The organism is Peptoniphilus sp. KCTC 25270, from assembly GCF_021012875.1.
In the GTDB taxonomy this organism is placed as follows: Bacteria; Bacillota; Clostridia; order Tissierellales; family Peptoniphilaceae; genus JAJMZJ01.
Genome location: NZ_JAJMZJ010000005.1, coordinates 69,655 through 82,577 on the forward strand (window position 1 = coordinate 69,655; position 12,923 = coordinate 82,577).

The following is a 12,923-nucleotide window of genomic DNA, read 5'->3' on the forward strand; positions in this document are numbered from 1 at the left end:
TAATTTTTGTTATTTGTTTTCACTAGGAGGCTTTTTCCGTGAATTATATTGCAGCTTTGAATGTCATTGGATCGATTCTAATGATTGAGGGAATGTTTATGATTCCTTCCTTTCTCCTTGCCTTATGGAGGGGAGAAAAAAGCATACAAGGATTTTTGCTTGCCATTCTAATATGCTTTTTCTTTAATTTTATAATCAAACGGATTCATACAGAATCGGTTCATATTCGCCCCAAAGATGGTTTGTTTATTGTAGTTGCGGGATGGATTTTAGCCTCAGGGATTGGTGCTCTTCCTTTTTCTCTTTCTGGGGCGGTTCCCACTTTTATTGATGGATTTTTTGAAACGGTATCAGGATTTACTACAACGGGATCCTCTATTATTCCCGATATTGACTCCGTAGAAAAATCTTTGGTTCTATGGCGTTCCATGACCCATTGGATTGGTGGAATGGGGATTTTGGTGTTTACTTTGGCCATTTTGCCAAAAGTAGGCAACGACGGAATGAAAATCTTCAAAGCCGAAACGCCCGGTCCTGTAGCAGGAAAAGTAGAGCCCAAATTAAGAGACACAGCGAAGAACTTATACATTATTTACCTTTTTATTACTGTGGTTTTGTTTGTTTTGTTATGGGCTTCTGAAATGAATGCCTTTGACGCACTGGTTCATACCTTAGGGGTAGTAGGAACTGGGGGATTTTCTTCTCATACCGATTCCATTGCAAGATATGCCACAGATCCCTATATTATTATCGTTATGTCTGTTTTTATGGTTATTTGCGGAACCAATTTTTCTTTGTATTACAGTTTGAAACAAGGAAAAATCAAAGAAGCCATTCAAGATGAAGAAATGCGTGTGTATTATGGGATGGTAGCCTTGGCCACGATTTTTATTTTGATAAATCTTCATTTTTTCAGTGGACAATCTTGGGGAACGTCTTTTCTGGATTCTTTTTTCCAAACCACATCCATTGTATCTACAGCAGGTTTTGCCTCTGTGGACTATGATTTGTGGCCTAGTTTTTCAAAATTTATTCTCCTATTGCTTATGCTTGTAGGATCCAGTGCCGGATCTACCGCAGGGGGAATGAAAGTGATACGAATCGTTGTATTGGGAAAAATCATTCGTAGGGAAATTCTTCGTGTAACCCATCCCAACGCCGTAATGTCCATTAAAGTGAATGGAAAGCGAATTGACGAATCCATTATTATGGGGATTGTAGGATATATGGCCTTGTATTTTTTGATTTTAATGGTATCCATTGGAATTATAACAATGCATAATATTGATTTTGTAACGGCTTTATCTGCAACGGTTACCTGTTTGTCCAACGTAGGGCCAGGATTTAACTTAGTAGGACCTTCTCAAACTTTTGCTGAGTTTTCTCTATCCCTAAAATTCATGTTTGCCATATTAATGCTAATGGGACGTTTAGAGTTTTTCACAATGATTGCTCTAATTACTCCAAGGACTTGGGCCCATCGTTCAGAAATTTAGGAGGATTTTATGAAAATATCCATATTTGGAACCAATCAATTGGTAGAGCGCCTTGTGCGAGAATTTATAAAGGAAAGAGACGAAATCCATTTGTATTACAGGGAACAAGATGGGTTTACTCCTGTTTTTGACGTGGATCCCATCCAACGCATTTCTTACAAATATTATGAAGAAGTGGAAGGATTTTTAGAGAATTTTATTGACCAAGATGCGATTTTGTTGCTTAGTTCCAGGGATGAAGAAAACTTTTTATTGGCCCGATTGTTTTCCCGTTTGGAAAAGCCCATTCATATGTTGGTACACGATAGCGATACGGCTTCTTTCTTACAGGAAAATCCATGGGTTTTTCAACATGCTTCCATCTATTCTCCCGGGTTATCCATTGCCGAGGCAATGCAGAAACACTTTTATCAAGATAGAGGAATGACCACAGAGGTTTTTAATGAATTTCAACTTTCTCTTTTGCGTTACCCCGTAGAAAATCAAGCAGAATTTGTGGATCGAAGAGTGAAGAATATAGGGGCTTTTGAAGATTTGGTCGTAGTAGGAGTTCGACGGGGAAATGAAGTAATTATTCCCAACGGAAATACCATTCTTAGAAGAAACGACCGGATTCATCTTTTGGCAAATCCCAACGCCATCCGCCGTTTTAAGAGACGCCATCATATTTATTATGAAAATGTCCCTATGGATCGGAAGAAATTTTTTATCTACGGAACCAACGATGTAGCCTTATCTGTTGGAAAGGGATTGTTAGAAAAAGGAGCCGATTTAACTTTTATTGGACAAGAAGAAATTCCCCGAAGGGACTGGGCGGAAAAATTCCCAGATGGAAATTATTTTTCTTTCGGAAAGAAGGGAATGCGTGACGGATTAAAATCCTTAAGCAGTAAAGACGTATCTGGATTTATAGCTTGTTCCGATTCAGATGGAGATAATGCTTTGGCTTGTATTGCAGCCTATGATTTAGGAATAAAAAATACAACCATTTTTGTAGAGGACGAATCCATGGTTCCAGCCTTGGACACAGAATGCATTCAAACGGCCTATACGGGTAGCTTTATCCTTTCCAATCAAATCAAACGAAGTCTTGTGGGGCCTAAGGATTTATCTCTTCACCTATTGCCAGTAAGTATGGAAGTTTATGAAGTCTTATTGAAAGAATCAAGTTTTGCCAATAATAAAACCCTAGAACAATTGGATTTGCCAAAGGGTTTCTTAGTAGGTGGAATCATTCGTACGGGAGAAAGCAATATTATTCCTAAAGGAAATACACGACTAAAAGCGGGGGACCGATTATTGATTTTCTTAATTCCAGAAGTAAGTTACGATATTCGAAAATTCCTTGTTACTGAACCCAAAGGAAATCTTATTACAGAATTATTGAACCTTTATTAGGAGGTTTTTATGGAAATTTTTCACAACGATTGGAAAGAACTTTTATCAGAGGAAATGAAGGAACCTTATTATCAAGATTTGAGAAAATTATTGATTGAGGAATATCGGAATACAGAAATTTTTCCAAAAGCAGAAGATATTTTCAATGCCCTTCACCATTGTAGTTATAAGGACACAAAGGTTGTGATTTTAGGACAAGATCCCTATCATGGCTACCACCAAGCCCATGGCCTGTCCTTTTCTGTTCCAGCTCCAACCAAAGCGCCTCCCTCTTTGAAAAATATTTTTAAGGAATTGAAAGAAGATTTGGGTATAGAGAGAACAGACGATGATGCAGATTTAACGGACTGGGCCGATCAAGGTGTTTTGTTATTAAATACAACCCTAACGGTGCGAGCTCATCAACCTATGAGCCATGGGAAAATTGGATGGGAATTTTTTACCGATCGTATCCTTTCTCTTTTGGATAAAAAAGAAGATCCGGTTGTGTTTATTCTTTGGGGCGCTCATGCACGGAGCAAAAAGAAATGGATCAAAAATCCAAATCACTATATTATTGAATCCCCTCATCCAAGTCCTCTATCTGCCTACCGAGGTTTTTTTGGCTCAAAACCATTTTCAAAATGCAACGAATTTCTAGAAGAAAAAGGGCTTGCGCCCATTCGTTGGGGAAGGTGAATTATGAAGATGAACGGCGTAGAAGTAAAACATATAGAATTGGCAAAGATTCCAGTAACCATTATTGAACCAAAGGAAAAAAATGGAAAAGGGCTTATTTGGTATCACGGTTGGGGCGCAGAGCGAAAAAGCCAAGAGTTCCGCTGCAATACCTTTGCCTCTTTTGGCTATACGGTTTTAATGCCAGATTCTCCTTATCACGGGGAACGAGGAACCGTGGATTATGATGACGAAAAATCCATGAAAGAATTTATGCCAAAATCCATTGTGGAAACCATGGATGAATTTCCAACTTTAATCAAGGAATTTTCCCAATACGCTGAAATTCCAGAAGGGGAAATTTTTGTATCGGGTCATTCCATGGGCGGAATGGTAAGTGGAGCCATTGTGGCCAATTATCCTCAAGCAAAAGGTGCGATTCCTTTTAATGGCATCCTAGATTGGAATGGATTCTTAGAAGGATTCCAAGAAGGGGATACGGACGCGGAAGTAAAAGAAGCTTTTGAAGCTTATAACCCCATTGGCCATTTGGATACATTAGCGGATCGTCCTCTGTGTATGTTAAATGGAGAGAATGACACAAATATTTCCGCCAAAGGGCAAGAAGCTTTCTATAAAGAGGCGAAGAAATTCTATAAAGACGATGAGAAAATTTATTTTGAAGCCTTTGGTCAAACAGGCCACGTTACGACAACCAATATGATGGAAGTGGCCGTAAACTTTATGGAAAAGATGTAAAAATCCACAATAAGACTACCGTCTTCTAGGGAGATGGTAGTCTTATTTTATGGGGGTTTTTGTGTTATAATAATATGTTGAGGAGGAATGTCATGAAAACGAAAGTAATTGAAATTCATTCCATTGAGGAAATTGATAAAATTAAAGAAGCGGCTGAAGGATTAAAGGCAGGGGAATTGGTAGTATTTCCAACAGAAACGGTCTATGGTCTTGGGGCAAATGGATTGGATGAAGACGCAATTGCCGGAATTTTTGAAGCAAAAGGACGTCCTAAAGACAATCCTTTGATTTTACATATTGCCGACCAAGAGCAAGTTTTGGATTTGGTAAAAATCATCCCTCCTATTGGACAAGACTGTATGGATATGTTTTGGCCAGGACCTTTAACTTTAATTATGGAACGTTCAAAAATCGTTCCAGATTCTATAACGGGAGGATTGGAAACGGTGGCCATTCGGATGCCGTCCCATTCCATTGCCCATGCCATTCTAAAGGAAGCCTATATTCCTGTTGCGGCGCCATCTGCCAATACATCTGGTCGCCCCTCTCCAACGAGAGTGGAACATGTACTAGAGGATATGATGGGGAAAGTAAGTATTATTGTTGACGGTGGGATTACCGATGTAGGGATTGAATCTACAGTTTTGGATATTACAGGGGAAAAACCGGTTATTTTACGACCTGGTGGCATAACCAAAGAAGATTTGGAAGAGCTACTAGGAATAGAGGTGGACACAGACCAAGCCACCATTGCAGCAGAAGAGGGTTTGGTTCCTAGAAGTCCGGGACAAAAATACAAACACTACGCTCCAAAAGCAGAGGCTACTTTGTTTGCGGGAAATTTAACCAATGTAGCCAAAGAGGTAAATCACCGCATTGCAAAAAATCCTTCGAAAAAAACGGCGGTTTTGGCCACAACAGAAACCATGGACATGTATCAGGGCATGGACCTTTTGATAAACATGGGAAGCCGAGAACATTTGGAAGAGGTAGCGCAAAATTTATTCGATTGCCTAAGAAAATGTGACGAAGAGGGAATTGAAGTGATTTATGTAGAAGGCTTTGAATTCCAAGGCCTTGGCGTAGGAATCATGAATCGATTATTGAAAGCTTGTGGTGGAAAGGTGGTTTTGGGACTGTGAATCTATTGTTCGTTTGTACAGGAAATACTTGTAGGAGCCCTATGGCAAAAATTCTTATGGAAAAAATGGCCGATGAAAAAGGGGTTTATGTCAATGTACGAAGCCGAGGAATCGTTGCGAACCCTATGGACGGAATTAGTCGCGGAACCTATGCGGTTTTATTAAAAGAGGGAATCGATTCTTCTTTTCATCAAGCAAAACTTTTAGAAGAAGAAGATATGGAATGGGCCGATCGCGTATATACCATGACCCAATCCCAAAGCGTAACCCTAAAAGCAAAATATTTTCAACAAGAAGAAAAAATCCAGCCTTTAGGAACTTCAGATGTTCCCGATCCCTTTGGCGGTCGTTTGGAAATTTATGAAGCAACTTATGATGTGATAAAAGAACATTTGGAAAATATTTTAGAGGAGATAAAGGGGGAATAAGATGAAAATTGCAATTGGATCGGACCACGGCGGTTTTGAAAGAAAAGAGGCAATCATTCAGCATCTAAAGGAAAAAAAGTATGAGGTAGTAGATGTTGGAACCCATTCTAAAGATTCAGTAGATTATCCAGAATTTGGCCATAAGGCAGCGGAAAAGGTGGTTTCTGGAGAATGTGAATTTGGAATTTTAATTTGTGGTAGTGGAATTGGAATTGGAATCGCTGCTAACAAAATAAAGGGAATTCGTTGTGCAACGGTTTCTGAACCTTATTCTGCCATGTTATCTCGCCTTCATAACAATGCCAATATGGTATCTTTTGGAGCGAGAATTATTGGAGAAGATATGTCCAAAGCGGTTGTTGATGCATTTTTAGAAGGAGAATACGAAGGAGGTCGTCATGACCGTCGTATTCAAGCTATAGAAAAATAGGAGGGAACTATGGGAAAATTAGTTGTAACAGATCATCCGTTAATTCAACATAAATTGACAATTTTACGTGAAGTAGAAACAAGCAGTATGCAATTCCGTCAACTGTTAACAGAAATTACCATGTTAATGGGTTACGAAATTACGAGAGATTTCCCTTTGGTAGATCGTGAAATTGAAACGCCAATGGGGCCAATGATAGGAAAAGCCATTTCTGGAAAAAAAGTAGCCATTGTTCCTTTGTTACGCGCTGGTTTGGGCATGGTAGACGGATTGTTAAGCTTAATGCCAGGGGCTCGCGTTGGACATATTGGTCTGTATCGCGATCCAGAAACATTAAAGCCAGTAGAATATTATTGCAAATTGCCAAAGGATATCGCCGATCGTCAAATTATTATTGTCGATCCAATGTTGGCCACAGGAGGCTCTTTAATTAGTGCTGTGGATTTTGTAAAAGAAAAAGGAGCCAACACCATCTCTTGCTTGTGTTTATTGGCCGCACCAGAAGGAATCAAAGCCTTCCAAGAAGAACATCCAGATATTGATTTATACGTGGCTTGTATTGACGAAAAATTAAATGACCATGCCTATATCGTACCAGGATTAGGAGACGCAGGAGATCGATTGTTCGGAACAAAATAATAGAAATAAGAGGAACGACTATGCAGACTTTGCTAATGCCTTTTGCCTTGGCGATTGTAATTTCTTTAATAGCAACACCAATCGTTCGAAGAGGGAGTATCCGCTATGGATTGGTGGATATTCCCAAAGACGAACGTAGAATGCATAAAAAACCAATCCCCTTAGGGGGAGGATTGGCTATATTTATCGCTTTGGCTATAGGTTTTTTTGTATTTATGCCTATGACGAAAGAAAACATAGCCTTTATAGTAGGATGTTTGATTATCGTAGGAACGGGCTTGTATGATGATAAAAAAAATATGAGCCCCAAAATGAAATTTTTGATGCAAATTGTTGCAGCCATAGCTTTGCTATTGGGCGGCGTACAAATCGATTTTTTCACCAATCCATTTTATGGGACCAATCCTTTGATTTATTTGGAGCTACTATCCATCCCCATTACTATTTTTTGGGTAGTGGGGATTACCAATACCATTAATTTAATTGATGGACTGGACGGTTTGGCCTGTGGAATTAGTGCCATTGCCTCCATTAGTTTAATGTTTGTGGCCTATCGTTATAACAATATGCAAATGGCGATTTTAGCCGCTTTGTTGGCGGGATCTTGTTTGGGATTTTTGCCATACAATTTCAATCCAGCTCGTATTTTTATGGGAGATACGGGAGCTCTTTTGTTGGGATTTGTTTTAAGTTTCCTTACCATTGAAGGAGCTATGAAATCGGTAGCGTTAATTGCTGTATTTATCCCTGTTTTGATTTTGGGTGTGCCCATTTTTGATACGACCTTTGCCATGATCCGCAGAAAATTATCCGGAAAAAGCATTACCGAAGCAGACAAAGGACATTTGCATCATCGGTTGCTCTATAGTGGATTAAGCCAAAGACAAACCGTTTTAAGTTTGTATTGCATTAGTATCGTCTTTGGAATCATAGGGAACGTAGTCAGTACATTACACGCTCAAAACGGATTGATAGTGTCCATTATTTTTATTGCCATTGTTGGATTCTTGGCCTTGATATTTGGACTGTTAAAAGAGGGAGGAAAAGATTGATGAAAGTATTAACGGTATTTGGGACGCGACCAGAAGCAATAAAAATGGCGCCGATTGTATTGGAATTAAATCGCCGAGAAGGCGTTGAATCCTACGTTGCCGTAACTGGGCAACACCGCCAAATGTTGGATCAAGTATTGGAAATTTTCAAGATCAAACCAGATTATGATCTAAATATTTTTCAACCTGGACAATCTTTAACCGATATTACCGTAAGAAGTTTAAGGGGTTTGGAAGAAATCTTATCCGAACTAAAACCAGACGTATTGCTTGTACAAGGGGATACAACCACAGTATTTGCCGGTTCCTTATCCGCTTTTTACCACGGAGTAAAAATTGGACACGTAGAAGCCGGTTTGCGTAGCCACAATTTATATAGCCCATTTCCGGAAGAAGCCAACCGGAAATTAACGGGAGTACTTAGTAATTATCATTTTGCCCCTACCCAATCCAATAAAGACAATTTGTTAAAAGAAGGTTATCCAGAAGAAAACATTTATATTACAGGAAATACCGTAATCGATGCCTTGGCCTATACAAAACGAGAAGAATACATTTTTGAAGACGAAATCCTAAATCAGTTGGATTTTGAAAACAAAAAAGTGATTCTCTTAACTTGCCATCGTCGAGAAAATTTAGGGGCGCCTATGGAAAGAATTTTCCAAGGGGTGCGGGATATTGTGGAACAAAATGAAGATGTGGAAGTGGTATTCCCTGTTCATTTGAACCCAAAAGTAAGAGAAATTGCGGAAAAAATCTTTGGAGATTGCAACCGCGTTCATCGTATTGAACCGTTGGATTATTTGCCATTTTCCAACTTGATTATGCGTTCTCATATTATCGTAACAGATAGTGGGGGAATCCAAGAAGAAGCGCCATATTTTGGGAAACCAGTCCTTGTGGTTCGGGAAGAAACCGAACGTTGGGAAGGAGTCGAAGCAGGAACCGCTCGATTGCTAGGAACCAGCTATGAAAAAGTAGTAGAAGATTTGGATGAATTGTTGCACAACGAAGAAGCCTATAAAGAAATGGCCCATGCCATCAATCCTTACGGAGACGGAAAATCTGCCCAAAGAATTGTGGATATTGTAGTAGAAAACCATAGAGAAAGTGGGAAAAATGAAGAATAGAATCAAAAAAAGCCTCAGTCTGCTTTTGGCTTTTGGAGTCCTTCTATTTCCTCAATTTTCTTTCGCCCAAAGCACAGATCCAGTCATCTCCCCGCCTCCCCCAGATCCTCTTTTGACCCCTGAAGAAGCAGCGGCCAAAGAACAAAAACGAATTTACGAAGAGGTGCGAGATCAGGATTATTTGGTCCCTACGGCCAAGGGAGTGCAACAAGCTACTCGAAAAGAAATGGATCAAATCCATAAGCTACAAGAAAAAACCAATTATCAATTGATCGGTCATTATGTAGTCGGAGATTATACATCAGGGGAAATTCTTATGTTTCATCGTCCTGACGATGTAATCGGCCTAGCTTCCACAACCAAACTTATGACCATTTATGTTGTTTTGGACGAAATTGAAAAGGGAAATCTAGGATTCAAAGATCCTGTAGTTATAGGAAAAACAGCGGCATCATTAACAGGATCTACCTATGAAACCAAAGAAACGGATATTTTTACCGTAGAAGAATTGATTCATGCAGGACTCATTATCTCCGGAAATGATGCCATGGTTGCCTTGGCGGAACACATTTCAGGAAGTGAGGGAGCCTTTGTGGATAAGATGAATCAAAAAGCCCAAGATCTTGGATTGACCCACGCTCATTTTATCAATGTCCATGGGCTGACCAATTATGGGAAAAATGACTACAACAAAATGACCGCAAGGGAATTGTTTCAATTAACGAGACATTTAATCCAAGACCATCCTGTTGTGTTGGAAATTGCCAGCCGACGATCTATACAAGAAGAAGGAAGGGAATTTATTTCCTATAACACAAATCCTCTTTTGGGCATTGTGCCAGAAGTGGACGGGTTAAAAACAGGATATACAAACGCAGCCGGCCGTTGTTTGGTCGCAACCTCCTTCAAAGGAGCTTCTGAAAACAAACAAGACACTCGTTTGATTGGTGTGTTTATGAATTCTCCCGATAATATGTCTAGATATGTAGGGACTCGCAGAATCATGGAAGAAGCCATCGGAAGATTTCGTTACGAAAGCATTGCCTTGCCAGAAAAACCAGTAAGTGAGATCCAATTGGAAGAAGGGGTTCCAAGAGAAAACGCCCTATATCCAAAGGAATCCAAACTCTATTTGGCAGACAATACCAAGGAAATTACCGTAGAAGCCATTCCAGACAAAGAAATACAGCTACCAAAAGAAGCGGGAGAATCCCTAGGAACGGTACGTTATTTGATAGATGGAGAAGAAATTTATAAAACGGATTTGGTGGCCCATCAAACCATTCGGGAGCCCAATCCTATTTTGCGATTTATCGACGTTGTAGGAAGAGCCTTTCGAAACATTGAAGCCATAGTAGAAAAATAAAAGTAGCTTAGTTGCCATTGACAGGGAAAATCCACCATGGTAAACTGAGCGAACATGGACCCGTAGTTCAGTTGGATAGAATGACGCCCTCCGAAGGCGTAGATCGGTGGTTCGAGCCCACTCGGGTCCGCCAAAGCACCTTAATAGGGTGCTTTTTTTGTATAATATTTCTTGCAAGGGGTATAGAAGAAAACAAAGAGAAAGGGGATGGCTATGAAACAAAAGTTTATTAACGGAAAGGTATTTTTGGAACCGGGAAAATTTACCGATACCTTTGTTGTAGAAGGGGAGATATTTTCTTCTGTTGGAGATAAAGATGCTTTTGGAGATGAGATTATTGATTTGAAGGGACGCACCGTAATTCCTGGATTCAACGATAGCCATCTTCATATTGTTCAAACGGGACAAAATTTGTTTCGTGTAGACTTAAACTATTCCTCCTCCATTGATGAAGTGATAGAAAGAGGGCGAAAATTTTTAGAGGAGCATCCTGAAGAGGAGGTCCTCTATGGTCGTGGCTGGAATCAGGATTATTTTACTATGGGAGAAAAGCGAATCCTAAGGCGAGAAGATTTGGATCGGATTTCCACGGAGATTCCCATTCTTTTTGAACGGGTTTGTGGCCATTTGTTAAGTGCCAACTCCAAAGCTTTGGAAATTTTGGAGATTTCGGCGGAAACAGAAATAGACGGGGGAGAAATTCGCCGTGATCAAGACGGAACCCCTACGGGAGTGTTTACGGAAAATGCCATTGCCTTTAGTAAATCCATTATCCCTAAAGATTCCAAAGAGGTTTTAGAAAAGAAAATCTTGGAAGGGATGAATTATGCCATTAAAAATGGTTTAACTTCCATTCAGTCCTGTGATTATTATGAAGGAAGCTTTGAGGAAACCGTTGAGGCCATTTTGAATATATATAGGAAGAAAAAGACCAAATTACGCTATGAACCTCAGTTTAATTTTCAAAATAAAGAGGCGGTACTCCCCTATTTGGAAACATACTATTTTCGAGAAGACCTTTATAACGACACGTATACCAAAGGGGCTTGGAAATTGTTTAAGGATGGTTCCTTAGGGGCGAAAACCGCAGAGATGTTAAATGGATACAAAGGAGATTCGGAAAACAAAGGGGTAGAAGCCATAGGAAAAGAAACATTAGAAGAGGCCTTTGCCTTTGGGGAAGAGAAAGGAATTCGGGTAATCGTCCATGCCATTGGGGATGGAGCGGTAGAATCTGTATTGGAAGCAGGACGGAAATACAACCGAGAAGGAAACTCTCTTCGCCATGGAATCGTTCACTGTCAAATTACCAATCAGAACCAATTGGATGAAATTCAGAGATTGGGATTTTATACCTTAATGCAGCCGGTGTTTTTACAATATGACTTGATGATTTTAGAGGATCGAGTAGAGGAAGAATTGGCGAAGACGAGCTACGCTTTTGGAACTTTGTATCGCATGGACAAAAAGCGAACTTCCTTTGGAACAGATAGCCCTGTAGAAGATTTGAATCCTTTTGTAAATCTGTATCACGGCATCACCCGAAGTCGCCAAGATGGAACGCCAGAAGGAGGGTTTGTTCCTCAAGAAAAAATGACCCTAGAAGAAGCGGTAGAAGCCTATACCTATGGAAGTGCTTGTAGCCAAGGAATGGAAGGGAAGAAAGGGCGAATTAAAATGGGACAATACGCAGACTTCCTTCTATTAAAAGAAGATCTATTTTCCCTAGAACCAAAAAAACTCTTGGAAATGAGTCCAGAGGCGGTTTATATTGGTGGAGAAAAAGTTTTTGAAAGAAAATGAAAAAAAGTGTTTCCAAAAGATGAAGTTCGTGGTATTATATATGAGTTGTCCCTTGAGGAAGAAAAAATAGTTGAGAAACATTTGAAAAAAGAATGTAGAAAAACTATTGACTTACGAATCAAGAGATGATAAACTATAAAAGTTGTCGCCGTTAAGCGAAAAAGAAAGTTAAGAAAAAAAGAAAAAATTCTTGACAATGAATGCTGGCGATGATAAAATATTAAAGCTGTCTATTCGATAGCGAAATGAACCAAGTTAATTAAATAGTATGAAAGAAAAACCATAAAGCAAAACAGCTTTTAGCGGAAATAAACAGTCAGTTTAATTCTGAGCAAAGCAAACAAACAATTTTTATTGAGAGTTTGATCCTGGCTCAGGACGAACGCTGGCGGCGCGCCTAACACATGCAAGTCGAGCGATGAGATTTGCAATGATTCCTTCGGGAAGATTTGCAAAAGGATTAGCGGCGAACGGGTGAGTAACGCGTGAGAAACCTACCTATCACAACGGGATAGCCTCGGGAAACTGGGATTAATACCGTATGATACCCTAATGACTCCTGTCATCTGGGTTAAAGTGACTTAGCGGTGATAGATGGTCTCGCGTCTGATTAGTTAGTTGGT

General features: G+C 39.7%; 12 protein-coding genes, 1 tRNA gene and 1 rRNA gene. All 14 read left to right on the forward strand.

The window, feature by feature from the left end; all coding sequences use genetic code 11:
* The first annotated feature begins 38 nt into the window (after positions 1-38).
* A complete protein-coding gene (locus tag LQU94_RS07580; RefSeq protein ID WP_230697078.1) occupies positions 39-1,496 on the forward strand; it encodes a TrkH family potassium uptake protein in 1,458 nt (485 codons plus the stop codon).
* A gap of 9 nt (positions 1,497-1,505) precedes the next feature.
* Complete coding sequence (locus LQU94_RS07585) at positions 1,506-2,894, forward strand: TrkA C-terminal domain-containing protein (protein WP_230697079.1); 1,389 nt, start codon at positions 1,506-1,508, stop codon at positions 2,892-2,894.
* Positions 2,895-2,903: 9 nt separating this feature from the next.
* Positions 2,904-3,572, forward strand: a complete 669-nt coding sequence (locus LQU94_RS07590; protein WP_230697080.1) for a uracil-DNA glycosylase — start codon at positions 2,904-2,906, stop codon at positions 3,570-3,572.
* Positions 3,573-3,575: 3 nt separating this feature from the next.
* Entirely contained in the window at positions 3,576-4,310 is a 735-nt protein-coding gene (locus tag LQU94_RS07595) for a S9 family peptidase (RefSeq protein WP_230697081.1), read from the forward strand.
* Positions 4,311-4,402: 92 nt separating this feature from the next.
* Complete coding sequence (locus tag LQU94_RS07600; protein WP_230697082.1) at positions 4,403-5,452, forward strand: L-threonylcarbamoyladenylate synthase; 1,050 nt, start codon at positions 4,403-4,405, stop codon at positions 5,450-5,452.
* Positions 5,449-5,880, forward strand: coding sequence for a low molecular weight protein arginine phosphatase (locus LQU94_RS07605; RefSeq protein ID WP_370631510.1), 432 nt, complete (start codon positions 5,449-5,451; stop codon positions 5,878-5,880). The genes LQU94_RS07600 and LQU94_RS07605 overlap by 4 nt, the downstream gene beginning before the upstream one ends.
* Position 5,881: 1 nt before the next feature.
* Positions 5,882-6,310 carry a ribose 5-phosphate isomerase B gene (rpiB, locus tag LQU94_RS07610; RefSeq protein ID WP_230697084.1) on the forward strand — a complete coding sequence of 143 codons (429 nt, stop codon included), beginning with the start codon at positions 5,882-5,884 and terminating at the stop codon, positions 6,308-6,310.
* A 9-nt stretch (positions 6,311-6,319) separates the two neighbouring features.
* A complete protein-coding gene (gene upp, locus LQU94_RS07615; protein WP_230697085.1) occupies positions 6,320-6,949 on the forward strand; it encodes a uracil phosphoribosyltransferase in 630 nt (209 codons plus the stop codon).
* A 20-nt stretch (positions 6,950-6,969) separates the two neighbouring features.
* The gene (locus LQU94_RS07620) at positions 6,970-8,001 is read left to right on the forward strand and encodes a glycosyltransferase family 4 protein (RefSeq protein WP_230697086.1); all 1,032 of its coding nucleotides are present in this window, start codon (positions 6,970-6,972) and stop codon (positions 7,999-8,001) included.
* A complete protein-coding gene (gene wecB, locus LQU94_RS07625) occupies positions 8,001-9,131 on the forward strand; it encodes a non-hydrolyzing UDP-N-acetylglucosamine 2-epimerase (protein ID WP_304622585.1) in 1,131 nt (376 codons plus the stop codon). The genes LQU94_RS07620 and wecB overlap by 1 nt, the downstream gene beginning before the upstream one ends.
* The gene (locus tag LQU94_RS07630; protein WP_230697088.1) at positions 9,121-10,497 is read left to right on the forward strand and encodes a D-alanyl-D-alanine carboxypeptidase family protein; all 1,377 of its coding nucleotides are present in this window, start codon (positions 9,121-9,123) and stop codon (positions 10,495-10,497) included. Before wecB ends, LQU94_RS07630 begins: the two co-directional genes overlap by 11 nt.
* 56 nt (positions 10,498-10,553) lie before the next feature.
* A tRNA-Arg gene (locus LQU94_RS07635) sits at positions 10,554-10,630 on the forward strand.
* Between the two features lie 80 nt (positions 10,631-10,710).
* Complete coding sequence (locus tag LQU94_RS07640; protein ID WP_230697089.1) at positions 10,711-12,300, forward strand: amidohydrolase; 1,590 nt, start codon at positions 10,711-10,713, stop codon at positions 12,298-12,300.
* A 350-nt stretch (positions 12,301-12,650) separates the two neighbouring features.
* Positions 12,651-12,923: ribosomal RNA gene (locus LQU94_RS07645) — 16S ribosomal RNA — on the forward strand; the annotation flags it as partial.